Source organism: Symbiopectobacterium sp. (assembly GCF_051710365.1).
Classification (GTDB): Bacteria; Pseudomonadota; Gammaproteobacteria; order Enterobacterales; family Enterobacteriaceae; genus Symbiopectobacterium.
Genome location: NZ_JBPETA010000011.1, coordinates 1 through 24987, shown reverse-complemented (window position 1 = coordinate 24987; position 24987 = coordinate 1). Strand labels below are relative to the sequence as shown.

At 53.3% G+C, this 24987-nt stretch carries 17 protein-coding genes, 1 tRNA gene and 4 pseudogenes; 10 read left to right on the top strand and 12 right to left on the bottom strand.

Annotation, left to right across the window (positions count from 1 at the left end):
- Positions 1–78: 78 nt before the first annotated feature.
- The 10 genes from ACTBDZ_RS02065 to ACTBDZ_RS02020 all read right to left on the bottom strand — a co-directional run bounded on the left by ACTBDZ_RS02065 (position 79) and on the right by ACTBDZ_RS02020 (position 12424).
- Positions 79–1953 (bottom strand): DEAD/DEAH family ATP-dependent RNA helicase, encoded by a 1875-nt coding sequence (locus ACTBDZ_RS02065; RefSeq protein ID WP_438814044.1) that lies wholly within the window; start codon positions 1951–1953, stop codon positions 79–81.
- A 176-nt stretch (positions 1954–2129) separates the two neighbouring features.
- Complete coding sequence (gene nlpI, locus ACTBDZ_RS02060) at positions 2130–3014, bottom strand: lipoprotein NlpI (RefSeq protein WP_438814043.1); 885 nt, start codon at positions 3012–3014, stop codon at positions 2130–2132.
- Positions 3015–3134: 120 nt separating this feature from the next.
- Positions 3135–5261: a polyribonucleotide nucleotidyltransferase gene (gene pnp / locus ACTBDZ_RS02055; protein WP_438814042.1), complete on the bottom strand. Its 2127-nt coding sequence runs from the start codon at positions 5259–5261 to the stop codon at positions 3135–3137.
- Between the two features lie 300 nt (positions 5262–5561).
- Entirely contained in the window at positions 5562–5831 is a 270-nt protein-coding gene (gene rpsO, locus ACTBDZ_RS02050) for a 30S ribosomal protein S15 (protein ID WP_195312637.1), read from the bottom strand.
- 134 nt (positions 5832–5965) lie between these two features.
- A complete protein-coding gene (gene truB, locus ACTBDZ_RS02045) occupies positions 5966–6904 on the bottom strand; it encodes a tRNA pseudouridine(55) synthase TruB (protein ID WP_438814041.1) in 939 nt (312 codons plus the stop codon).
- On the bottom strand, positions 6904–7305 hold the full coding sequence (gene rbfA, locus ACTBDZ_RS02040; protein WP_438814040.1) for a 30S ribosome-binding factor RbfA: 402 nt from the start codon (positions 7303–7305) through the stop codon (positions 6904–6906). Before rbfA ends, truB begins: the two co-directional genes overlap by 1 nt.
- Positions 7306–7398: 93 nt before the next feature.
- Positions 7399–10116: a translation initiation factor IF-2 gene (gene infB, locus ACTBDZ_RS02035; RefSeq protein ID WP_438814039.1), complete on the bottom strand. Its 2718-nt coding sequence runs from the start codon at positions 10114–10116 to the stop codon at positions 7399–7401.
- A gap of 26 nt (positions 10117–10142) precedes the next feature.
- The gene (gene nusA / locus ACTBDZ_RS02030; protein WP_438814038.1) at positions 10143–11654 is read right to left on the bottom strand and encodes a transcription termination factor NusA; all 1512 of its coding nucleotides are present in this window, start codon (positions 11652–11654) and stop codon (positions 10143–10145) included.
- Between the two features lie 21 nt (positions 11655–11675).
- The gene (gene rimP, locus ACTBDZ_RS02025; protein ID WP_438814037.1) at positions 11676–12128 is read right to left on the bottom strand and encodes a ribosome maturation factor RimP; all 453 of its coding nucleotides are present in this window, start codon (positions 12126–12128) and stop codon (positions 11676–11678) included.
- Between the two features lie 219 nt (positions 12129–12347).
- Positions 12348–12424 (bottom strand) — tRNA-Met (locus ACTBDZ_RS02020).
- 524 nt (positions 12425–12948) lie between these two features.
- Between ACTBDZ_RS02020 and ACTBDZ_RS02015 the strand changes: the two genes are divergently transcribed.
- From ACTBDZ_RS02015 to ACTBDZ_RS01990, 6 genes and pseudogenes are all read left to right on the top strand, one after another.
- Entirely contained in the window at positions 12949–14127 is a 1179-nt protein-coding gene (locus tag ACTBDZ_RS02015) for a two-partner secretion domain-containing protein (protein ID WP_438814036.1), read from the top strand.
- On the top strand, positions 14012–15229 hold the full coding sequence (locus ACTBDZ_RS02010; RefSeq protein ID WP_438814035.1) for a hypothetical protein: 1218 nt from the start codon (positions 14012–14014) through the stop codon (positions 15227–15229). Before ACTBDZ_RS02015 ends, ACTBDZ_RS02010 begins: the two co-directional genes overlap by 116 nt.
- 6 nt (positions 15230–15235) lie before the next feature.
- A complete protein-coding gene (locus ACTBDZ_RS02005; RefSeq protein WP_438814034.1) occupies positions 15236–16345 on the top strand; it encodes an MBG domain-containing protein in 1110 nt (369 codons plus the stop codon).
- Between the two features lie 36 nt (positions 16346–16381).
- Positions 16382–16474 (top strand): annotated as a pseudogene (locus ACTBDZ_RS02000) (hypothetical protein); the annotation flags it as partial.
- Positions 16475–16543: 69 nt separating this feature from the next.
- Entirely contained in the window at positions 16544–17269 is a 726-nt protein-coding gene (locus ACTBDZ_RS01995) for an MBG domain-containing protein (protein WP_438814033.1), read from the top strand.
- Between the two features lie 184 nt (positions 17270–17453).
- The gene (locus tag ACTBDZ_RS01990) at positions 17454–18854 is read left to right on the top strand and encodes a ShlB/FhaC/HecB family hemolysin secretion/activation protein (RefSeq protein WP_438814032.1); all 1401 of its coding nucleotides are present in this window, start codon (positions 17454–17456) and stop codon (positions 18852–18854) included.
- 239 nt (positions 18855–19093) lie between these two features.
- Here the strand turns inward: ACTBDZ_RS01990 and ACTBDZ_RS01985 are convergent, their stop codons facing one another.
- Both ACTBDZ_RS01985 and ACTBDZ_RS01980 read right to left on the bottom strand, forming a co-directional pair.
- Positions 19094–19720: a hypothetical protein gene (locus ACTBDZ_RS01985; RefSeq protein ID WP_438814031.1), complete on the bottom strand. Its 627-nt coding sequence runs from the start codon at positions 19718–19720 to the stop codon at positions 19094–19096.
- Positions 19717–20328 carry a hypothetical protein gene (locus ACTBDZ_RS01980; protein WP_438814030.1) on the bottom strand — a complete coding sequence of 204 codons (612 nt, stop codon included), beginning with the start codon at positions 20326–20328 and terminating at the stop codon, positions 19717–19719. Before ACTBDZ_RS01980 ends, ACTBDZ_RS01985 begins: the two co-directional genes overlap by 4 nt.
- 355 nt (positions 20329–20683) lie before the next feature.
- Here ACTBDZ_RS01980 and ACTBDZ_RS01975 point away from each other — a divergent pair.
- The 4 genes and pseudogenes from ACTBDZ_RS01975 to ACTBDZ_RS01960 all read left to right on the top strand — a co-directional run.
- A pseudogene (locus tag ACTBDZ_RS01975) lies at positions 20684–21472 on the top strand (efflux RND transporter periplasmic adaptor subunit).
- Positions 21469–22551 (top strand): annotated as a pseudogene (locus tag ACTBDZ_RS01970) (HlyD family secretion protein); the annotation flags it as partial. The pseudogenes ACTBDZ_RS01975 and ACTBDZ_RS01970, both read left to right, overlap by 4 nt.
- Positions 22546–24486: pseudogene (locus ACTBDZ_RS01965) on the top strand (HlyD family efflux transporter periplasmic adaptor subunit); the annotation flags it as partial. The pseudogenes ACTBDZ_RS01970 and ACTBDZ_RS01965, both read left to right, overlap by 6 nt.
- 408 nt (positions 24487–24894) lie before the next feature.
- Positions 24895–24987 (top strand): hypothetical protein (locus tag ACTBDZ_RS01960; protein WP_438814049.1); only part of this gene is annotated, 93 nt, incomplete at its 3' end.

Below are 24987 nucleotides of genomic sequence, written 5' to 3'. Positions count from 1 at the left end.
GACTATTTTATCCTTAGAAGCGAAGTGTTGAACTTCGCCTCAAAGATAAGCCAATACACCGATCACCCAATGTGATTTTTATTGGCCAATATCAGCAGGACGGCGGCGCGGAGCGCGTTGACCTTCACTGCGTTGACCATCACGGTTGAAATTGCGTTCGCGACGAGCATCACCCTGCCCACCGAATGAACGACGGCCACCGTCACGACGATCGCCAGCGCCAGAACGCGGTGCGCCACGACTGTCGCTGCGCTCACGACGTTCGAACGGCTGTGCATCACCGATCAGTTGCATGTTCATCGGCTTGTTCAGGATGCGCGTGCGGGTAAAATGCGTCAGCAGATCGCCCGGCATTCCCTTCGGCAATTCGATGGTGGAATGCGATGCGAACAGCTTGATGTTGCCGATGTAACGGCTGCTGATATCCCCTTCGTTGGCAATGGCACCAACGATGTGGCGAACTTCAACACCATCATCACGACCCATTTCGATGCGATACAGTTGCATCTCACCTACATCACGACGCTCACGGCGCTGCGGACGATCGCCATCATGACCCGGGCGACGATCGCCGCGGTCATTACGATCATCACGATCGCGGAATTCGCGGCGCGGACGACGCTCGATCACCGGTTTTGGCGGCAGGATCAGCGGACGTTCACCTTGCGCCATTTTCAACAATGCAGCCGCCAGCGTTTCGATATCCAGCTCTTCAGCCGGTTGCAGTTTAGCCAACAACGCACGGTACATATCCAGATCGCTGCTTTCCAGTTGTGACTGCACTTTGGCGGCAAACTTCGCCAGACGGCGCTCACCTAACAGTTCAACGTTCGGCAAATCGACTTCAGGGATCGTCAGCTTCATGGTGCGTTCAACGTTGCGCAGTAGGCGACGTTCACGGTTTTCCACGAACAGTAATGCACGACCTGCACGACCGGCACGGCCAGTACGGCCAATACGGTGCACGTAGGATTCGGCATCCATCGGAATATCGTAGTTCACCACCAGACTGATACGCTCCACATCCAGACCGCGTGCCGCAACGTCGGTGGCGATCAGAATATCCAGACGACCATCTTTCAAGCGCTCCAGCGTCTGCTCACGCAGAGCCTGGTTCATGTCACCGTTCAGCGCCGCGCTGTTGTACCCGCTACGCTCCAAGGCTTCAGCCACTTCCAACGTGGCGTTCTTGGTACGCACGAAAATGATGGCGGCGTCAAATTCTTCCGCTTCTAGGAAACGCACCAGCGCTTCGTTCTTACGCATGCCGTGCACAGTCCAGTAGCTCTGGCTGATATCTGGGCGCGTCGTCACGCTTGATTGAATGCGCACTTCCTGCGGATCTTTCATAAAGCGGCGCGTAATACGGCGAATCGCTTCCGGCATGGTTGCCGAGAACAGCGCCGTTTGGTGCTGAGCCGGGATCTGAGCCATGATGCTTTCGACATCGTCAATGAAGCCCATACGCAACATTTCGTCAGCTTCATCCAGTACCAGACCGCTCAGGTTGGAGAGATCCAGCGTACCGCGTTTCAGGTGATCCAGCAGACGTCCCGGCGTACCGACCACAATTTGCGCACCCTGGCGCAGCGCACGCAATTGAACGTCGTAGCGCTGGCCGCCATAGAGCGCTACCACACTCACACCGTGCATGTGTTTAGAGAAATCATTACAAGCTTCAGCCACCTGCACCGCCAACTCACGGGTCGGTGCCAGCACCAGCATTTGCGGCGCTTTCAGTTCAGGCTTGATATTGTGCAGCAGCGGTAATGAAAACGCTGCTGTCTTGCCGCTACCGGTCTGGGCCAGACCCAGCACGTCGCGGCAAGACAGCAAATGAGGAATACATTCTGCCTGGATGGGAGAGGGTTTCTCATATCCCAGATCCGACAGTGCATTCAAAATAGGAGCGGACAGCCCCAGGTCAGCAAAAGAGGTTTCAAACTCTGCCATGTAAACGTGCCTCATAGTGAAATGGCGGCCAGTCTACACGTAACTTGTCGAGAAAATACTCAGTCATTTTCATTGAAAAGTGTGAACCGGCTCAAATTAGATTAAAAAACGAACAAAAAAGCCCTCGCCCGTTAAGGCGATGGAAACGGTGGTTCCAGGCTGATTACGTTCGTCAGCTATTGCTGGTCCGATCCTGATAGGTCGTCTTGCTCTTGGCCTAACAATGCCAATTCCAACAATGCATAGCGGTGCTCAACAAAGTTATGTACGTTGTTGGCAACCGTCAGCTTGAACAGCGCCATGGCGTTGTTCTTGTCCCCCAGACTTAGGTAGTGCTTACCTAAATAGAAGTCAGTTTCACTGAGATGCTCAGCGAGCGAAGTGTTATCCGTTGCTTCTGCCTTCAGGCGCTCCATCAGCACAGCTTCACTGATGTTGCCCAGGTAGAATTCGACAATATTCCATCCCCAAGGACCTCTTTCTGCACTGTCATAACGCTTCTTCAGCGCGGCCTTGGCAGCATTGGGATCTATCTCCCGTTCAGCCAAATACAGCCATAACGTACGGAAAGGATCGTTCGGATCGTCTCGATAAAACGCCAGCAGATCATCCTGCGCTAACAGGTAACGACCGCCATAATACAAGGCGATGCCCCGGTTCAAACGCGCATAATTGTAAGTTGGATCAAGCTCTAATACAGAATCAAACGCTTCATAGGCAGCATCAAAATTGCCTGCCTGCGTTAAATAAATGCCGAGATAGTTAAACACTTCCGGCATATGCGGACAGATTGATAGCGCCTGTGAAAAATCATTACGCGCTAACGCTCTCAGTCCGAGACTATCATACAGCACTCCGCGCTCATATAATAGCTGTGCGCGTTCGTCATCGGTTAACGCCCGACTGGCAAGAATTTGTTCCATGCGCGCCAAAATGACTTCCTGCTGTAAAGCAGGCTGCACTGGAATTGCCAATACCGCGTTTTTACGCCAATCCGTGTTGCTGCATCCTGCCAGCATAAGTGCTGTCGCAACATAACACCAGCGTAAGAAAGGCTTCATTTCCCACTCCCGAAGACAAACATTGGATGAACATCCTGTCCCCGCACGCTCAATGTGAGGCTATCCGTACCTCACAAAATGCCCAACTCCCCGCCTAAGCGGGGAGTGGCAAAACAACTGTTATTCTTCCTCAGAAGGCGCTGTAGCAGCGGCATCCTGAGACTGAGCAGTCGCTTCCTTGATACTCAAACGTACACGGCCCTGACGGTCAACTTCCAGTACTTTAACCGGAACTTCCTGACCCATTTGCAGGTAGTCAGTGACTTTCTCAACGCGCTTGTCAGCGATTTGAGAGATGTGTACCAGACCTTCTTTGCCGCCGCCAATAGCAACGAACGCGCCGAAATCAACGATGCGCGTTACCTTACCTTGGTAGACACGACCTACTTCGATTTCTGCGGTGATCTCTTCGATACGACGAATGGCATGACGCGCTTTTTCGCCGTCGGTTGCGGCAATTTTCACCGTACCGTCATCTTCGATCTCGATAGTGGTGCCCGTCTCTTCAGTCAACGCACGGATCACTGAACCACCTTTACCGATCACGTCCTTGATCTTGTCGACGTTGATCTTGATGGTGTGGATTCGCGGTGCAAACTGAGAAATATCGCCACGCGGCGCGCCGATGGCCTGTTCCATCACGCCCAGAATGTGCAGACGTGCACCTTTGGCCTGATTCAGTGCAACCTGCATGATTTCGCGGGTGATACCTTCAATTTTGATATCCATTTGCAGTGCAGTAACACCTTCGCGGCTACCGGCCACTTTGAAGTCCATATCGCCCAAGTGATCTTCGTCACCCAGGATGTCGGACAGCACCACAAAGTTATCGCCTTCTTTCACCAGACCCATCGCGATACCCCCAACGGCGGCTTTAATCGGCACGCCTGCATCCATCAGCGCCAAAGAAGCGCCACAGACGGAAGCCATGGAAGAAGAGCCGTTGGATTCTGTGATTTCAGAAACCACACGCACCGTGTACGGGAACTGAGCGGCGGTAGGCATCACAGCCAGCACACCACGTTTCGCCAGACGACCGTGACCAATTTCACGACGCTTCGGCGAGCCAACCATACCGGTTTCACCCACAGAGTACGGAGGGAAGTTGTAGTGCAGCAGGAAGCGATCGGTGGTTTCACCGGTCAATCCATCAATGTTCTGTGCATCACGCTCGGTACCCAGCGTTGCCGTTACCAGCGCCTGAGTTTCACCACGGGTGAACAGCGCAGAACCGTGGGTTCTCGGCAGCATGCCAGTACGCACATCCAGCGCACGGATCATGTCTTTTTCACGGCCATCGATACGCGGTTCGCCACGCAGTACGCGGCTGCGCACTACATTTTTCTCGATGCTGCCCAGGATGTCCTGAATTTCATTGGCGTCCAGAGAATCATCAGCAGCCAGCAATTCAGCGCTAACCTCAGATTTGATAACGTCGATCTGCGCGTAACGCTCTTGCTTCTCGGTGATACGGTACGCATCGCCCAGACGCGTCTCAGACAGCGCTTTCACGCGATCCAACAGCGCAACGTTAACGGCAGGTGCCTGCCAATCCCAACGCGGTTTACCGGCTTCTTTCACCAGTTCATTGATGTTGTCGATAACCACCTGTTGCTGCTCGTGACCAAACACCACGGCACCCAACATTTGATCTTCGCTCAGCAGATCCGCTTCGGATTCCACCATCAGTACCGCGCCCTGCGTACCGGCAACCACCAGATCCAGACGGCTCTGTTTCAGTTCTTCGATGGTCGGGTTCAGCACAAACTGGTCGTTGATGTAACCAACACGGGCAGCACCAATCGGTCCATTAAAAGGCAGACCAGACAGGCTCAGCGCCGCAGACGCACCGATCATTGCTACGATATCTGGGTTGATCTGCGGATTTACAGAAACCACCGTTGCGATAACCTGCACTTCATTGACAAAGCCATCAGCGAACAGCGGACGGATTGGGCGGTCGATCAGACGAGAAATCAGGGTTTCGCCTTCGCTCGGACGACCTTCACGACGGAAGAACCCGCCAGGGAAGCGGCCCGCAGCGTAAGTACGCTCTTGATAGTTAACGGTCAGCGGGAAAAAGTCCTGACCTGGTTTGGCATTTTTCGCCCCGACAACGGTCACGAAAACTGCGGTGTCATCCATGCTGACCATAACGGCAGCAGTGGCCTGACGTGCCATCATGCCCGTTTCGAGCGTAACGGTATTCTGACCGTATTGAAACTTACGTACGATAGGATTTAGCAAAATAATATCCTTTACTCAGGGTTTATCATTCTCGGGTTTACCAGATGCCAGCCGATGTCGTTGTGTTCGGCACAGCGTCTCCCCATTGATTACAAACCATCTCACTACATCCTCGCGACTAATGACAACCTTCACGTCAGGCTGGAACCAGTCCAGAAAGAGACATAAAGTTTCTCATTAGCCGCGCGAACCTTTGTAGCGAACGGCGACGACAAAGTCGGTAATACATTACTCTGTTTTGCAAGCACTTCCTAGAAGAAAGGGGTCCTATGAGGCCCCTTTCCACTGAAACTCGCCAGATTAGCGACGCAGACCCAGACGCTCGATCAGGGTAGCATAACGCGCTACATCTTTACGCTTCAGGTAGTCCAGCAGCTTACGGCGCTGAGAAACCATACGCAGCAGACCACGACGGCTGTGGTGATCCTTTTTGTGCTCGGAAAAGTGGCCTTGCAGATGGTTAATCTGCGCGGTCAACAGAGCAACCTGCACTTCGGTAGAACCACTGTCGTTAGTGCCACGACCGAATTCTGCGACGATTTTTGCTTTAGCTTCAACGCTTAGAGACATTGTAATACTCCAAAACAGTATAGATAAAAAAACAGGTGCCGATCTCTAATTCAGCGACCTATGTAACCTATTAAAAATAGGCCGCGCCATTCTACTCTCAGCCATGGCCGATCGCAAGGCAGACACGGTAAGCCTTATTCCGAGAATTCGACCACCAGACGCTTGGGTGCCACGCGTCCGGCATCATCGATAATCCCCATACCAATGAACACATGGGCGTCACCTTCAGTGATGCGCACCATCCCTTCAGCGGGGGCGTTAGCCGCCGCAACAGCCTGCCCGAGTTTGAGATAACCCGCCACGGCTGGCGGCAGATTCACCTCAGGATAATTGCTGACCGGGCTGTCCATCGGCATCAGTAGAGGATCCAGCACCGCTTCAAGGGATTTCCCTTCCGCTTGCGCCAACAGGGCTTGCAGTTGATCCAATGTGACCATGCGCTCTGCCGGATAAGTGGCAACCTGCACGCGACGCAGATAAGTCACATGGGCACCACAGCCGAGCATTTCACCGAGATCGTCAATGATGGTACGAATGTAGGTGCCTTTGGAACAGTGAATTTCCAGCTCCAGCTCATCCCCATCGTGACGAATAAACAGCAGTTCATACACGGTGATATCGCGCGCTTCACGCGGGACAGTGATCCCCTGACGCACATACTCATACAGCGGGCGGCCCTGATTCTTCAACGCGGAATACATCGATGGCACCTGCTGCGTGGTGCCACGAAAACGTTCCAGTGCCTCCGCCAACGCCTGCGCGGTAAACGTCACCGCGCGCGTTTCCACCACATTTCCATCGGCATCGGAGGTGTCGGTACGCTGCCCCAGACGAGCAATTACCCGGTAACGCTTATCCGAATCCAGCAAATACTGAGAGAACTTGGTGGCTTCCCCCAGGCAGATCGGCAGCATTCCGGTAGCCAGCGGATCCAGCGCACCGGTGTGTCCGGCACGGTTGGCATTAAAAATGCGTTTTACCTTTTGCAGCACGTCATTGGATGACGCGCCTTGCGGTTTATCCAGCAATAATACGCCGTGGATATCACGGCCGCGACGACGAGGACGACTCATCAATCCTCCCGATCGTCGTCACCGTTGGCAGAACGCTTCTCGGCATCATTGCGCAAGACGTTGGTCACCAGGTTGGATATCCGCATCCCTTCCACCAACGAGTTGTCGTAGGCAAAAGTCAATTCCGGCACCACGCGCAAACGCATTGCCTTACCGAGCAGTACACGAATAAAACCGGAGGCATCTTGCAATGCCTTGATGCCCGCTTTTACTTGCTCAGGTTCGTTATCGTTCAAAAACGTCACAAATACCTTGGCATACGCCAAATCGCGTGACAGATCGACACCAGAAACCGTCGCCATGCCAATGCGCGGATCCTTCACTTCACGCTGAAGAATAATGGCGATTTCTTTCTGCATCTCTTGCGACACGCGCTGAGTGCGACTGAATTCTCTAGCCATAATCGAGTCCTCAAGGAAAAATCAGGGGGCACTAGGCCCCCTATAAGTCAATACGACGTGCAAACGTTGCGCGTCTCGCCCTACCCTGACAGGTTAGGCGATAGTACGTTTAATCTCGATAACTTCGAACACTTCGATGTTATCGCCAACACGCACGTCGTTGTAGTTCTTAACGCCGATACCACATTCCATGCCGTTACGCACTTCGTTAACGTCATCTTTGAAGCGGCGCAGAGATTCCAGTTCGCCTTCATAGATAACCACGTTGTCACGCAGCACACGAATCGGGTTGTGACGTTTCACGATACCTTCCGTCACCATACAGCCAGCGATTGCGCCAAACTTCGGTGATTTGAACACATCGCGAACTTCGGCCAGACCGATGATCTCTTGCTTGTATTCCGGTGCCAGCATACCGCTCATCGCCTGCTTCACTTCGTCGATCAGATCATAGATGACGGAGTAGTAACGCAGATCCAGACTTTCCGCTTCGACAATGTGGCGAGCAGAAGCATCGGCACGGACGTTGAAGCCCAGAATGATAGCGTTGGATGCCGCAGCCAGCGTCGCGTCAGTTTCGGTGATCCCACCAACGCCGGAGCCCACAATCTTCACTTTCACTTCGTCGGTGGAGAGTTTCTGCAACGAATCGGCAATCGCTTCCACGGAGCCCTGAACGTCGGCTTTCATCACGATGTTCAGTTCGGACACTTCGCCTTCAGTCATGTTGGCGAACATGTTTTCCAGCTTGGATTTCTGCTGACGCGCCAGTTTCACTTCGCGGAATTTACCTTGACGATAGAGCGCCACTTCACGGGCTTTCTTCTCGTCACGCACCACGGTGGCTTCATCACCCGCAGCCGGAACACCGGACATGCCGAGGATTTCTACCGGAATGGACGGACCCGCTTCGGTAATTTCACGGCCCAGCTCATCACGCATGGCGCGCACGCGGCCATACTCAAAACCGCACAGCACGATATCGCCCTTGTTGAGCGTACCTTCGCGTACCAGTACCGTTGCTACCGGGCCACGGCCTTTGTCCAGGAAGGATTCAATGACCACACCGCTTGCCATACCTTTACGGATAGCCGTCAGTTCCAACACTTCTGCTTGCAGCAGAATCGCGTTAAGCAGATCGTCAATGCCCGTACCGGCTTTGGCTGACACAGGAACAAACTGGCAATCGCCACCCCACTCTTCAGGGATGATGCCGTATTGCGTCAGTTCATTTTTGACGCGATCCGGATCGGCTTCTGGCTTGTCAATCTTGTTGACCGCAACCACCACCGGCACCTTGGCCGCTTTGGCGTGTTGAACGGCTTCGATGGTCTGCGGCATCACACCGTCATCGGCTGCAACCACCAACACCACGATATCCGTTGCCTGCGCACCACGTGCACGCATCGCGGTAAACGCGGCGTGGCCCGGGGTATCCAGGAAGGTGATCATGCCATTTTCAGTTTCAACGTGGTAGGCACCGATGTGCTGGGTGATCCCGCCCGCTTCGCCCGCCGCCACTTTGGTGGAGCGGATGTAGTCCAGCAGAGAGGTTTTACCGTGGTCAACGTGCCCCATAATGGTCACGACCGGTGCGCGCGCTTCCGCAGCGACACCCGTATCACGGTCACTCATTACCTCTTCTTCCAGCTCATTTTCGCGACGCAGGATGACCTTGTGGCCCATCTCTTCTGCCACTAATTGTGCCGTTTCCTGATCGATAACCTGGTTGATGGTTGCCATGGCACCCAGCTTCATCATCGCCTTGATGACTTGAGAGCCTTTCACCGCCATCTTGTTCGCCAGCTCGGCAACGGTAATGGTTTCACCGATCATCACGTCACGGTTAACCGCTTGAACCGGCTTGTTAAAGCCCTGCTGCAACGAGCTAGGTTTACGTTTACCTTTGCCACCGCGAGTTGCGGCACGCGCTTCTTCACGATCAGCCTTGCTTTCAGACAGGCGGTTGCCTTTCTTCTGCTTGGTGACTTTGGCGCTGCGGGTGCGGCCACGAGGATTACTCTCGACTTCGCGATCGTTTTCATCTTCTGCAACGCGGGCATGGTGGGAAGTGGTTACATGATAGTCAGTGCTATCCTCTTCTTCACTGCTCGGCGTCTCGCTGGCCCATTTGGCAGCATTTTCTTCCGCCATGCGACGTGCTTCTTCAGCAACGCGGCGGGCATCTTCTTCGACCTTGCGGCGAGCGGCATCTTCAGCTTTACGCTTCAGTTCAGCAGCCTCTGCCTCGCGGCGGACCTTCTCTGTCGCCGGAACAGATTTCGTCATACTGGTATTTTGTTGGTTGCTCACTTTTTCTTTTTCCGCTGCATCACGCTTGGCTTTTTCAGCGGCCTCTCGCTTGGCTTGCTCTTCAGCTTCACGCTTCGCTTTTTCAGCCGCCTCACGCTGAGCTTTTGCTTCAGCTTCGCGTTGGGCCTGCTCTTCAGCTTCACGTTGAGCCAGTTCTTCCGCTTCCTGCCGTGCACGCTCTTCTTCTTCAGCCTGCTGACTGTTCAGCGGATCGCGCTGAACATACGTGCGTTTTTTGCGGACTTCAATCTGCACTGATTTACTTTTTCCGCCAGTGCTCGGAATATTCAAGGTGCTACGCGTTTTACGTTGCAGAGTCAACTTACCGGCCGCAGAACCGCGTTCGCGGTTCAAATGCGCCAGCAGCGTCTCTTTTTCCTGCTGGGACACGTTATCCGATGCAGACTTGGTAATTCCCGCATCAGCAAATTGCTGTATCAGGCGGTCTACCGGAGTCTGAATCTCTACGGCCAGCGATTGTATGGTCACTTCTGTCATGCTGTTCCTTTCCTGCTACAGTGTCGTTATTCGTTTTCGTCGCCGAACCAGCAGATATTACGGGCGGCCATGATCAACTCACCGGCCTTCTCATCGTTCAGCCCTTCAATATCTGTCAGGTCGTCAACGCCCTGCTCAGCAAGATCTTCCAGCGTACATACTCCACGCGCTGCGAGAGTGAACGCCAACTCGCGCGGTAAACCCGGTAAACTGAGCAAATCTTCCGCCGGTTGGCCACTCCCACGGCTCTCTTCCTGCGCCAACGCCAACGTGGTCAATGCCGCTTTGGCACGTTCACGCAGTGCTTCGATGGTTTCCTCATCCAGACCATCGATCTCCTGGAGTTCCTTGATAGGCACATAGGCCAGTTCTTCAAGTGAGGAGAAACCTTCTTCAACCAGCACGGTGGCAAACTCTTCGTCGATATCTAGGTGCTTGGTAAATACGTCAATTGCCGCGTGTGCTTCAGCCTGATGCTTGGCTTGCAGGTCTTCCACGGTCATCACGTTCAGTTCCCAGCGGTCATCTGAACGATGCTGTTTCAGCAGTTGGGAAGCCAGACGCACGTTCTGCCCGTTGCGACCGATCGCCTGTGCCAGGTTGCTGGACTCTACGGCGATATCCATGGTGCAGGTATCTTCGTCAACCACGATGGAAACGACGTCTGCCGGTGCCATGGCGTTGATGACGAACTGTGCCGGATGATCGTCCCACAGAATGATATCAATGCGTTCGCCGCCCAGTTCGCTGGATACGGCCTGTACACGCGCACCGCGCATGCCCACGCACGCCCCCACTGGGTCGATACGCTTGTCGTTGGTTTTCACTGCGATTTTAGCGCGAGAACCCGGATCGCGAGCAGCCGCTTTGATCTCGATAACTTCTTCGCCAATTTCCGGCACTTCGATGCGGAACAGTTCCACCAGCATTTCAGGGCGAGAACGGCTGACAAACAGCTGTGCGCCACGCGCTTCTGGTCTTACTGAGTACAGCACGCCGCGAATACGGTCGCCCGGACGGAAGTTTTCACGCGGCAGCATATCTTCACGGCCAATCACCGCTTCTGCGTTGTTGCCCAGATCCAACGAAATGTTGTCGCGGTTCACTTTTTTAACCACGCCAGTGACAATATCGCCTTCTTGCTCACGGAACTGATCGACCACCATGGCACGTTCAGCTTCACGTACTTTCTGCACGATAACCTGTTTAGCCGTTTGCGTGGTGATACGGTCAAACGTGACCGATTCGATCTGGTCTTCTATGTAACCGCCGAGCTCGATGCTCGGATCTTCAAATTGGGCTGCTTCCAACGTGATTTCACGCGTCGGTTGCGTCACTTCGTTAACAGCAACCCAACGGCGAAACGTATCGAAATCGCCGGTTTTGCGATCGATGCAAACCCGAACGTCAATTTCCTGTTCGTATTTTTTCTTTGTCGCTGTCGCTAGCGCAGTTTCCAGTGCTTCAAAAATTTTTTCGCGCGGAACGGCTTTTTCGTTGGAAACTGCTTCAACAACAGCCAGAATCTCTTTGTTCATCCTAGTTGCCTCATCCAAACTTTAAAAGTGGGGTACCAGGTTCGCCTTCTGGATGTTGCTCAGTGCGAACACTTCATCTTTGCCTTCCACTGTTACGGTAATCATCTCACCTTCAACGGATTTGATAATTCCCGCCCATTTACGACGGTTTTGTACCGCCATGCGCAGCACCAGGGTCACTTCTTCGCCGAGGAAACGCACGTAATGTTCTGCGATGAATAAAGGACGATCCAGGCCAGGTGATGACACTTCCAGGTTATAGGCAACCGTAATGGGATCTTCAACATCCAGCACCGCACTCACCTGGTGGCTGACATCAGCACAATCATCAACTGTGATGCCGTCTTCACTATCAATATAGATACGCAGCGTCGATTGGCGACCACGGACAAACTCAACGCCCACCAATTCGTAGCCTAATGCTTCAACGGGTGCCGAGATCATCGCTGTCAATTTCTGTTCTAATGTGGACAAGCCCACCCCCAAGACATAAAAAAAGGGCTAAAAGCCCAGTCATGTTGTTGCCAAATAACAAAAAACCCCGAAATATCGGGGCTTTATGCAACTGGACCCTATATACCGCAACAGGCTGCGGCATTACTTCTCGCAAGGATTTTTTCAAAAAACCGCTGTGGGTGTCATAGCCGCCACTCACAGTTCATTTGAAAAAAAACTTAAGCGAAAGAAGTGATTTGGTTGCGGGGGCCGGATTTGAACCGACGACCTCCGGGTTATGAGCCCGACGAGCTACCAGGCTGCTCCACCCCGCGTCCGAAAACGTGGCAAATAGTACGCCGCCAACCGTGAAAAAGCAAGCTATCAATCAGAGATGATGCGAGGATAAGATCTGAAATATTTCTCTATTTTATTGAAAAGAAAAGACAGTTGTCAACCCTTGAAAAACAGCCCGCCGCGCGCCCACAAAAAACAGAGAAAAACGGCTCATTCAGCCGCAAGAACGCTGAAAAAAACAGCATTAAAGTCGTATGCATTTTTTAAGAAACTCAATTGGCAAAAAACGCTCCATATCGCAGTGACGCGCGCCATTTAACACAACAAATAGCACACCGAATCAGCATTTAATCCTTACACATCGATCACTTGCTAATTTTGTAACCAAATGACTATAAATGTAAATTTACCGTAAAATTAGAGTGTGATAATAAGGAAACGAAATTTACAACTATCACCATTTTTAGGAATGATGCTAATGACATCACCTTTTTTAGTAACATCTTGTTATGCGCAGCACAGCAAAATTAACACCAGGTTCAACAAACGTATCATCGCACTCTTGGTAAGCACCGCTATCACCGCACCCACACTGGGCGGAGAGTTGCCTGGCGGTGCCACGGTCGCAGCGGGTAACGTATCGATTGGCGGAAACGGCAATGCGATGACGGTAACTCAACAATCCAATACTGCCATTGTTAACTGGAACAGTTTCTCTGTCGGTCAGGGTCAATCCATTAATTTTATCCAGCCGAGCAGTTCCTCTGCCATCCTCAATCGAGTAACCGGCTCCACTCGCTCTTCGATCGCCGGAGCAGTCACCGGGAACGGACAGGTTTATCTGATTAACCCGAACAGCATTGCGATCACCTCCTCTGGTTCCGTCAAGGTAGGCGGCGGGTTTGTCGCCTCCACGCTGGACATTAAAGATGAAGATTTCCTTAAATGGAAACGTCAGTTTACCGGAAATGGAAACTCGGCAGAGGTGAGTAATGCCTGGGTCATCAGCGTAGGACGCGGCGGATATGCGGCCTTGCTGGGGGGGAGCGTAAAAAATGACGGGCTTATCAATGTACCGGTAGGAAAAGTGGGTTTGGGGGCTGCCGAGAAAGCGACGCTCGATCTCTCTGGCGATGGTTTCCTCCAAGTTGCCGTACCAAGCACTTCCGGTGTGAAAGAGGCATTAATTCAGAATAACGGAACCGTATCGGCTAACGGCGGAGCCGTTATCATGACGGCCGCAACCGCGCGTAATGCGGTACGCAACGCCATCAATCTCTCTGGCGTGGTCGAAGCCAACAGCGTGGGTGGCCAAAACGGGGCGATCACCATTGGCGGCGGCGAGGGTGGCAACGTTGCCGTATCGGGCACCGTTACCGCAGCGCAGGGCAATGGCGATAAGGTGAACATTACCGGCGATTCGATTGTCTTGGCGGGTGCCACGGTGGATGCCTCCGGTAAAACGTGCGGTGGCACAGTCAACATTGGCGATGAACGTCAAGGCAAAGGCAGCACACAGCGCGCCACGACCACTACGCTCGATGCGACCACCGTGGTAAAAGCGGATGCAACCACCGATGGCAACGGCGGTAATGTTGTCGTGTGGTCAGATAAGCATACCCACTTTGCGGGCAACATCAGCGCGCGGCGCCGGTGCTGGCAGCGGTGGCGAAACGGAAGTCTCCGGCAAAGCGACTCTGGCTTACACGGGCAAAACCGATCTGTCTGCAGACAGTGGTAAATACGGTAACTTGCTGCTCGATCCACACAATGTGATTATCTCATCGGCCGCCGATACAGGATCAGGGTTCAGCGCCAGCGCCGATGATAGCGTGATTAATACGGGTACCCTGCAAGGGGCGCTTGCATTGGCGAATGTGACCGTCTCGACAGGCTCAAGCGGTACACAGAGCGGTGATATTACCGTCGCCAGCAATATTGGCTGGTCTGCCAATACTACGTTAACGCTGGAAGCTGCGGGCAACATTGCCCTTAATGGCAATATCGCTGCCACCGGCACCAAGGCGGTTCTGGCACTTAATTATGGCAGTGGAAAAGACTATACGCTGCTATCGGGCAAATCCGTCACCCTGTCTGGCGCCAATTCGTCACTCTCTATCGGCGGCGAGAATTACACGCTGATACGCTCGATGGCGCAGTTGGATGCCATCGACACCACCGGATTATCGGGTCGTTATGCGCTGGCGCAAAATGTGAATGCCAACGGCACCACCTACAGCAATGCCCTTGTCGGAACATCACAAGGCACGGCATTTAGCGGCACCTTCACCGGTCTTGGCAACACCATCTCTAATCTGAAAATCACCAGTGCAGATACGTATGTAGGTCTGTTTGGCTACAATACTGGCACCATCAGAAATATCGCGCTGACCGCGGCGCAATTAACCGGCTCATCCACCGCCACCTTCTATGCCGGTTTGTTAGCTGCCTATAACACCGGCACGATTGCCTATGCCTCTGCGGCCGGTACCTTGACGCACACCTCCACAGCCACCACCTATATGGGTGGGCTGGTTGGGCTCAATGCAGGCACCGTCAAATACAGCTATTCCGGTGCCAACATTACGGCGACCAACAGCGCAAATGGTTCCTATTGGGGCGGGCTTGTCGGCCAGAATAATAAAAATATTTCGCAAAGCTATGCCGATGGCTCCATCAATCTTTCTGGTACGGCAGGCAACGGCTCACAGAATGTCGGTGGCCTGGTAGGGAATAACGCCTTTGGGGCCAATCTTAACCAGAGTTACGCATCAGGTAGCATTACTGCATCTGGGATGGGCGGCACAGCATCTTTTATCGGCGGATTGGTGGGGACAAACTAGGGCACATTGAACAATGTCTACACCACCAGCAGTATGCACACCGGTATTAACTCCTGGGTCGGCGGCTTGGTGGGTATGAACTCCAATGGCACGGTATCCAATAGCTATGCAGCAACGACCCTAACCTACAGCACCGCTCCGACCTTCAATGGCGGACTGGTAGGGTACAATAACTTTGGGACGTTGCGTAACCTTTACTGGAATACGCAAACCAGCTCCTCATTGGCTGTGGGCTCTACTGGCAATAATACCGGCACATTATATGGGCTCACCACGGCGCAAATGAAAGACGCCAGTAACTTTAGCGCATTGGACAGCACCGTATGGGCACCAGCAACGGGCACCGCAGCACCTAATTTGTTCGGTTTCTCGGGCATCGTCGGCGTGGCACAGAATGCCGTTTACGGCACAACACCAACGACAACCTATTATGGTGCCGGTTTCTGGAACGTGATAAGCGGCCGTTTAACCGATGGGCTTCAGCTTACAGACAGCGTTGGCGTTCACACATTGAGCACCGCAGGGCTGACCGCCATTAACGCGAGCGGACAAGCGGCAAACATCATCAGCCTTGGCGGCACTGTCACGCCCGCACTGCTGACCATCACCGCGAATAACATTAACAAGGTCTATGACAGCTTATTCCCCCTCGCTTCCTATACCGCTTCCGGGTTAGTCAACGGGGATTATATTACCTCGATGACCTATACAAGCTCAGGTTTCTCCCCCACTGCCGACGTAGGCAGCTACAGTCTCGCGGTGAGTAGCGCCGGCGGTGTCGGGTTGTCCAACTACACGATCCGTTATAACAGTGGCGTTCTGAACGTCACACCTGCGACGCTCTCCATCAGCGCTGACAACGCCAGCAAAATCTACGGCAACAGTGCAAACCTCGGTTATACCGCTGTAGGTTTGGTGAACGGTGATACGATTGACGGACTGACGCTGACCAGCGCCGGTAATGCCACCAGCGCCAACGTCGGCAACTACGGCATCACGGCCAGCGACGCTACCGGCAGCAAGCTGGGTAACTACACCATCAGCTATAACGATGGCACGCTGACCGTCACCCCGGCGGCGCTCACTATCAGTGCCGATAGCACCAGCAAGATCTAAGGCAACAGCGCAAACCTCAGCTATAGCGCTGAGGGGCTGGTCAACGGTGATACGATTGACGAACTGACGCTGACCAGCGCCGGCAACGCCACCAGCGCCATTGTCGGCAGCTACGGCATCACCGCCAGCGATGCCACCGGCAGCAAACTGGGCAACTACACCATCAGCTACAACAATGGCACGTTAACCGTTACCCCGGTGGCGCTCACCATCCGCGCTGATAACGCCAGCAAGATCTACGGTAGCAATACAAATCTTGGTTATACCGTTGAAGGACTGGTGAACGGCGATACGATTAACGGGTTAACCCTGACCAGCGCCGGTAACGCCAGCACCGCCAACGTCGGCAGCTACGGCATCACCGCCAGCGATGCCACCGGCAGCAAACTGGGCAACTACACCATCAGCTATAAAGAGGGCACGCTGACCGTTACCCCAGCGGCACTCACCATTAGCGCTGATAACGCCAGCAAGCTTTATGGTCAAACGGCAACGCTCAGCTATCAGGCTAACGGCCTGTTGAACGGAGATAGCGTCGAGTCGGTAACCATCTCGAGTTCAGGTGCCGATCGTTCAGCGGCGGTGGGGCAATATGCTGTAGTGGCTGAAAATGCTGTGGGCGATCGCCTTGCCAACTACAACATTACCTATGTGAATGGGGCATTAACCGTCGATCTGCCAATCCCCACTGATTTACCGCTCGCGGCCAATATTGGTAACCATTTCGCTACGCAAAACCTGGCGCAACAGCTGACAGGCTCCAACATGGTTGTCACGCACGATACCACTACGGCCCCGACGACACAGGGACAAACGGGTGGCAGCAGTGCCAATAATGACGTTATGGCCACTGTCGAACCTCGCCTTGCAGGCGCAGTATGTATGTTAGGCGCGGACTACGCACTTTCTTGCTCAGGCAAATAATAAAAAGAGATTTTTGATGCGAGTATCATCTTTATTTTCATCAGCATTTTTGTCACCGACACTGCTCAGCCTGTGCATCGGTATCGGCCTCAGCACAAACGCAGCATCGGCTGCGCCATCAGCGTGCCAATTAGCGCAACCCTCTTATGCCCCCGTTCAACAGCGGGACAGCGGGAGGATCACATTGCCAGCAACCACGGGTCTGCATGCGCCACAAGGTTCAGAACAGTTGTACTTTGTACCATCAGGTCTCATTGTTAAAGGCGGCTACCCTGAACTGGCGCAAGAAACGGCCCGCATTGAGTCCACGCTGAAAGGCAAGAGAGTCTCGGCTGTCCTGCTATTTGCTGCGGCACGAGAGTTGGAAGCAGCGTATACCAAGGCAGGCTACCTGCTAACGCGTGTCACCTTGCCACCTCAGCAAATTAATGACGGCGCACCGCTAAGGGTAATTATCACCGATGGTTTTATTGAAAAAATCGATGCTTCCGCCTTTCCGATCACGGCGCGCCGCCGTATGAAAAGCTTGCTGGCTCCGCTGGTAGGAGAAAAGCGCCTTACGCGTAGCATGCTCGAACGTCGTTTACTGCTAGCGGGCGATACGCCGGGTGTAATGCTCAAATCCACCCTGCAACCGGGAAGCAAACCGGGATCAACCGTGCTGATCGTCGATGGGCGTTATAGCCCTATCACCGGGAGTGTCTCACTCGATAACGGGCAGTCTGATGAGCTTGGCAAATATTCACTCGGCGTCGGCGGAGAGCTCAACAACATCACCGGTTTGGGCGATCAGCTCTATATGCGTTTGAACGGTTATCCACGCAGCGATGATCTCATCATGGACAGCGAATCGTGCAGCCGACAGTTCGCGCTTGGGCTTGTCGTCCCCTTGGGCACCGACGGTTTCTGGCTAAACCTTGAAGGGGTTGATAGCCGCACCAAACCGACATCGGAAACGGCAGTCACCACCCGCGATCGGTATCACCGTTTTTCAACCCGCGTGGGATACCATTGGCTGCGCGCCCGCGACATCAATACGTCGACGCTGATGGCTTTGGATATTCAGAATGAGCAGCAGAATCTGCAACTCAACAACCTCGATATCCCTTTCACACAGGATAAGCTGCGTATCTTGCGTCTGACGCAGTCGTTCGATGTCACGACGGATTACGCCTCCCGTTTTTCTTCCTCCCTGACCGCCTCTTTCGGTATAGATGGGCTCGGAGCCAGAAATGGAAGCGTTGACCTCCCCATGAGCAAAGACGGTGCCAAACCCGATTTTCAAAAACTGGAATTGACCATGAACTACAGCCAGGGGTTGGCTGACGGCAAGGTGCAGCTCTCTCTGGCGGGATTGGCACAAACGGCATTCAATAACGTATTGCCCTCTTCCGAGCAGGTTTCTATGGGCGATTCAAGTTGGATCTCCGCTTTCGACTCCGGCACGATGAGTGGCGACAGTGCGTTGGTAGGGCGTGCAGAAGTGGGCCTTCCACAGCCATTAGGCGCCTTTTCCTGGGCACCGACCTTTGGTAATGCACTGATGCCTTACGCCTTTGGCTCACTGGGCGCCGTTGGGCTCTAGAAACCGACAGCGTTAGAACAAAAAGAAGTGCACGGCAGCGCTTACGGGATGGGTTTACGTCTGAGTACAGCCAGATAGCCAGTCCTAACAGCGCCATGGTCTCCGTTGAATATGCACGAGGTAAACAAAGCGGCGAACCCGATGACGACCGTGTCAATCTGCGCGTGTTAACCTTCTTTTGATCGACGCAATAACCCGTATCCCCCAAGGGATAGGGCGTTTTCTCTTACGACTCACCGCTAGCGTTGGCGAATACCGCCACCTAGCGGTTTGTTCTGGTTAATATTCGCAGTCAATGTATTTTGCAGGTCCTGAATCTTAGAAGATATCTTCTGCTTGCGGGTTGGTGCATCGTGCTTAACCGAAGCATTGTCAGTAATAGACGGTTGCACATCAAAACGTTTAGCCATTGCCAACACATGTCCCGGCCCAGGACTGATAGTGCGGCGTATGGCCGACAGAGTCTTGTCAGACACACTGGATGACACATGGTCTGGCACAACATTCGCTCTAGAATGCACATTTTCTCTGCTCGCCTCAGCGCTGTACCATTGGGTCGGATGCGCCAGCGCTGCATAGTCGAACTTAGAAACACAATCCCCTGCCCCCGTCACCGTAACGAATGCATTAAAACGATCTCTGTGTTGTCCATACAGTAAAAATGCGGCCTCTTTTTTATTCGCATTAAACGCATTGGCGAGTGCGTTTCCTGTTTGCATCGCCTTGATATTACGTTGCGGATTTACGGTCATTTTTTGGCATAGATCGGCCAGACTCGTGAATGTTAGCGTTTTGTCTCGCAAAACCTTCATGGCGGTTTCACCACGGAACTCCACATTGGTTCCAATACGCGTATCAATCTTCACCCTGGAGATCGCCCGTCCTTCCATAGGATTGGTGATAAATAAGAGATCGTCACCCTGTCGAACCAGCGAAATAGGCTTGTCGAAATAAATGTAATCGCCTGACAACGGATATTGTCGCTGCTAAACAAATGGCTCGTTGGATTTTTAAGGAGGTAATCAAAAATCATTTTTTTATCTTTATCGCTGTCACTGTTACTATCACTAGGAACTGGCTTTCCATCGTTAAGCAGCGGACTCAAGATGTTTTTTGGCGTCACCGTGTTCGCACTCTCGCCAGAGACCAAATCTAACAGCAGCTTATTGTACTGAGCCATCGCATCAGTAGCGGAAGCCTTTTGCATCGGCATACGCGCCGGGGTGGACGCATCCCTTCTCCATTTCGCCGTGATGGCCTTGAAAACTTCACCGATACCGACAAATACATTTTTTACAGTATTAGAAAGGGAGCAAGAACGGTTGCTGATGCCCGATAACAGCCGTTGCAGTTTGCCTTTCGGTGTCGCTTTTGTTGGCTCAGTACGGGTATTCATATCACTGTCCCCGATGCTGGTGGTCCTTGTTCCATTCACTTGCGGTGATAGGGTGATCCCGCCATTTTTTATCATCATTACGCTTGTACCTTTCGTTGATTACTCATCATTTCACGACTATGTAGGTTGCCAAGATAGCGACAACCTGTGTGAAAATGATTATTTCATAACCAGCGCAATGAAATTTTAAGGGAACGCCCTTCAGCGATGAGGCCGGGCTTGAAGCGTGAAATTACAGGTGCGAATGTCGCTATCTCACCAGGATTTTTCCCGTAACCGATTGGCTTCCTCTTCCGCCTTTGGCTCCATTTGCTATACTGCGAAACATTAAAATACAAACAATTAACAAAACGTAACACCGAATTCCATCGTGTATTCCCGGTGTTAAACACGACCTTCGCAGCAAAGGCAGGCGAGAGTGAATAGAGTTAACATGTTGGGTTACCACTGTACGGTAGGTCTGCTTTTGCTTGGTTCACTGCTTCAGCCAGCGCGAGCGAATGTCTCGGATCCGTTGCTCGCCCCCACTGTCGCTGGCAATGCACCGATTAACCGCACCGATACTCAAGCACGCGGTATTTTGATCGCGGTCGATCAAGCCACCCTCTCCAGCGATCTGCCGGGACGCATTGTTGAGATGCCGTTCAAGGAAGGGGAAGCCTTTAAAAAAGGCGACGTAGTAGTGCGTTTTGATTGTGCCATTTATCAAGCGCAACTCAACGCATCACAAGCGGCAACGCGTGCGGCAGAGGCTGAATTGAACCAAAACCAGCAACTGGCCCAACTGAAATCCGTCGGTAAACACGCCGTGGCATTGTCGGCCGCCCATCTTGCTCAGGCACAAGCGGAAAGTCAGGTGTACCAGATTTAAGTCAACCGTTGTCGTATCAGCGCCCCCTTTGACGGACAAGTCGTTAAACGCCGCGCCCAGACCTATGAGAGTGTCGCGCAGGGAGCACCGCTGCTGGATGTCGTGAATAACCGCCATCTGGAAATTAATTTGCTGGTGTCGTCACGCCTGCTGTCAGTATTAAGGCCCGGTTTAACCTTCACGTTCACACCCGACGAAACGGGCAAGCCGCTGCAAGCCACAGTGGCAAGGCTGGGGGAGCGTATTGATGAGAGCAGCTAGACCCTCGGTCTGACCGGCTCCCTTACACACCCTGATCAGAGCCTGATGGCTGGAATGAGTGGTACTGCGCAGTTCCCGGAGGCGAAGTGACCCGTCCCGACTCGTCCACCACGGCCAGTGCCGCAGTCTTCGCCCGTTTTCTTGATGTAGAACGTCAGGCTCGCGCAGCGGCCACCAGCGACGAGTTGGCGTATTGTATCGTCAACGACAGCCAGCCTCTTTTTGGCTTTCGCCACGCGTCCTTGATCATTAATGGTCGGGTACGCGCAGTGACCGGTGTAACACAGCCTGCGCCTCATGCCCCGTTTGTCGCGTTTATTGAGCGCGCTTGTACCCAATTGCAAGCAGCAGATAAAGACAGATTTCAGCAATGCTCGGTGATCGAGGCCACACTGCTTGATGAACAGAGCCGTCGTGACTGGCAAACGTTATCCGCTCCCGAAGCGCTGTGGTCACCGCTAACCGATCGTAAAGGTAACACCTTTGGGGCCATCTGGTATGCGCGTGAGCAGCCGTGGCAAAACGCCGATCGGGTACTGGCAGAGCAGCTCGGTGGCGCCTTTAGTCATGCCTGGTTGGCGCTTGCGCCACAAACCTCGCGCTGGCGCAAGCACCGGGCTGGCTGGAAAATCGCTGTGCCGCTGCTGCTGGTCGTCGCCTGCCTGTTTATTCCGGTACGTCAGTCTGTGCTCGCGCCTGCGGAAGTTGTCCCTCATCAGGGCCGCGTCGTGGCGGCTCCGCTGGATGGCGTGATTCAATCTTTCGTCGTACAACCGAACCAACGTGTCCATCAGGGCGATGTACTGGTACGTTTTGATGACACCACCCTAAAAGCACAAGCTGATGTGGCTGAGCAAGCACTTAACGTCGCCGAAGCGGAATACCGCGCCAGCTCACAGCGTGCGTTTCAGGATGTGGATTCCAAAGCGCGTCTGGATTTCCTGTCTGCTCAGGTAGCACAAAAGCGCGCCGAGCGTGATTATGCCACTGCCCTGCTTAACCGCGCGGAGATCCGTGCCGATCGAGAGGGTATCGCCGTATTCGCCGACGCGGACCGTTGGACGGGAAAACCCGTGCGCACAGGCGAACGGTTAATGGAACTGGCGGACCCGATGCTGGCCGCATTGCGTATCGAGTTGGATGTCGGCGATGCTATTCAATTGCAGCAGATTCTGGCCGCTGCCAATCAGGAACCGGGTTTACCGTTGCGGGTAAAGGAACTGGAGCAACTGTTGCAGTTTTTGCGTCAGCACGATTTGGTCAGCGCCGGGGATGCCGAGCAGCGCCAACGCTATCTGGGCAAAGCGCGCGCACTGCATACCAGCCTGTGGAAAAAGATACTGCATCAATATCTGTTTTTCCGCATTCCTTTGTGGCGTCCAGACCCTATGCTAAATCGTAGCTGGCCTTGGTTACAGCGCTATGGCCCACTTTTTCTTATTGGCGTGTTTCCGCTGTTAGTGGCATTAGGCCTGTTTCTGGTCAGCCGTGACTGGGTGCGCTACACCCATGCATTTCCTCATCTCTTCAGCTTGCCCGGCATGGCGGTATTCGGTCTGTCATTGGTGTTTGCCAAATTCATTCACGAGTTGGGCCACGCTTTTATGGCGAAGCGCGCTGGCTGCCGGGTGCAGAGCATGGGGGTGGCGTTTATTGTCTTGTTTCCCTTGTTCTACACCGACGTCAGCGATGCCTGGAAACTCAAGGATCGGCGCTCACGCCTCTTGATTGGCGCTGGCGGCATTCTGGCCGAAATGCTGCTGGCCGGGATTGCGCTGTTGGTTTGGGCGTTACTGCCCGATGGTCCAATGCGCACAGCGGCCTTTATGCTCTCCAGTGCAACCTGGGTCACCACACTGGCGGTAAACCTGAATCCCCTGATGCGCTTTGACGGTTACTTTTTATTGAGCGATCTATGGCGCGTAGAAAACTTACAGGAGCGTGCTTACGCCCTGTGCCGTTGGCGACTGCGTGAAAGCCTGTTTGGCTACGGACATCCACCGCCGGAAACCTGGTCGCCGAACCTGCAACGTAAACTGCTTATCTGGGGATACGCCTCGTGGATCTGGCGTTTCTTCCTGTTTTTTGGCATCGCATTGGTGGTATATCATTTTTTCATCAAGGTGATCGGTATCGGCCTGATGCTGATTGAGATTGCCTGGTTTATTGCGTTGCCTATCTTAAAAGAAGCCTATATCTGGTGGTCTATGCGGTCATCCATACAGCCTGCATCCCTGTTGCGCACCATACTGTTTTTCCTGTTTGTGCTGTTTATTCTGCTTTATCCCTGGCGCGGCAGTGTGCATATCCCGGCGGTACTGGAAGCCGCCAATGTCAGTACCCTTTACTCACCGCTGCCCGCACAGGTAAAACGCCTCTATGTGACCGATGGTCAGCAAGTCAATGCCGGAGACATCTTACTGGAGCTGGGATCAAGCGATCTCGATTACCGTCTTGAGATTGAGCGCCAGCGTATTGCACTGTTGCAGCAACAGTTACGGCGGGGAGCCGCTCGACAGGAGACGGCCAGCGAAACGCAGGTATTCGACCAGCAGTTGGCGGAATCACTGGCTCGCTACCGGGGATTGGCCGCACAACAGCAACGCTTAGTGTTACGTGCACCACAAGCCGGGGTAGTGCGCGATATTGCCCGGGATACCACCCCTGACCGCTGGGTGACTGCCGATACCCCTCTATTATTGCGGATCATAGACCCCCGTCAAGGGCGAGTGATGGGTTATATTCCCGAAGATCGCCTGACGCGCACCCAGCCAGAGATGGAGGGCGTCTTCCTTGCAGAAGACCCGGCCTTTCCACGTCAGGTCGTCCGCCTACAGACGATTGCGCCTACTGGCAGCGCTTACCTGCAACAGGAAATGCTGGCCTCTGACCGCCATGGCCCCATTGCTGTGCGCCGTGATAGCCAGCAATATCCCCAACCGGTGCAGGCTCACTACAGCGTGCGCTTCTCGCTGGTGTCGGAAACCCCATTGCCACAACAACCTTTACGCGGCAGCGTTATTTTGCAAGGTGAGAAAGAATCGTTGCTGGGTGCAATATGGCGACGTGTTGCCGCACTGGGCATACGCGAAAGTGGGTTTTGACCACGGACCAATGCACCGTTTCATTCCGCTGCATTTATCAACGCGTGGCGCATTCATTAATGAGTCGGCATCTCTCGTTAATAGAAAACAGCATGATTCCCGCCCATAAATCTACCTCACCGTCAGGTTTGCTTTACGCCGGTTAACTTTTTTTCTTTTGCAACTAACAAATCAGAGTCGCTGAGCTATGGTGTTTAAGTGGCTGTCTTTTATGATTTTAATCATTCAATGAAATAATAAGAAAGCGAATTAATTTAGTGCAAATCCATGTTGTTCCCTGAAGCCGTGTTATTGCAAGGAGAGTCAATATGAAATTAACCGCATCATTATTCGGGCTTTGTTGAATAAATAGAAAGTTTGGGTAATCATCGGATCAGATCACCATAGTTGTTTCAAAATCAGGTCTCCATGGCAAAACAAAATTTTAAAATCACTAACTGGCCCTCCTATAACAAGGCCCTCAAGCAGCGCGGTTCTCTAACCGTATGGCTAAATAGCTGT

Bases quoted from the DNA above. Each gene is read 5' to 3' on its own strand.
- ACTBDZ_RS02065 (WP_438814044.1), bottom strand. From the start codon at position 1,953: ATGGCAGAGTTTGAAACCTCTTTTGCTGACCTGGGGCTGTCCGCTCCT.
- nlpI (WP_438814043.1), bottom strand. From the start codon at position 3,014: ATGAAGCCTTTCTTACGCTGGTGTTATGTTGCGACAGCACTTATGCTG.
- rpsO (WP_195312637.1), bottom strand. From the start codon at position 5,831: ATGTCTCTAAGCGTTGAAGCTAAAGCAAAAATCGTCGCAGAATTCGGT.
- truB (WP_438814041.1), bottom strand. From the start codon at position 6,904: ATGAGTCGTCCTCGTCGTCGCGGCCGTGATATCCACGGCGTATTATTG.
- rbfA (WP_438814040.1), bottom strand. From the start codon at position 7,305: ATGGCTAGAGAATTCAGTCGCACTCAGCGCGTGTCGCAAGAGATGCAG.
- infB (WP_438814039.1), bottom strand. From the start codon at position 10,116: ATGACAGAAGTGACCATACAATCGCTGGCCGTAGAGATTCAGACTCCG.
- nusA (WP_438814038.1), bottom strand. From the start codon at position 11,654: ATGAACAAAGAGATTCTGGCTGTTGTTGAAGCAGTTTCCAACGAAAAA.
- ACTBDZ_RS01980 (WP_438814030.1), bottom strand. From the start codon at position 20,328: ATGATGATAAAAAATGGCGGGATCACCCTATCACCGCAAGTGAATGGA.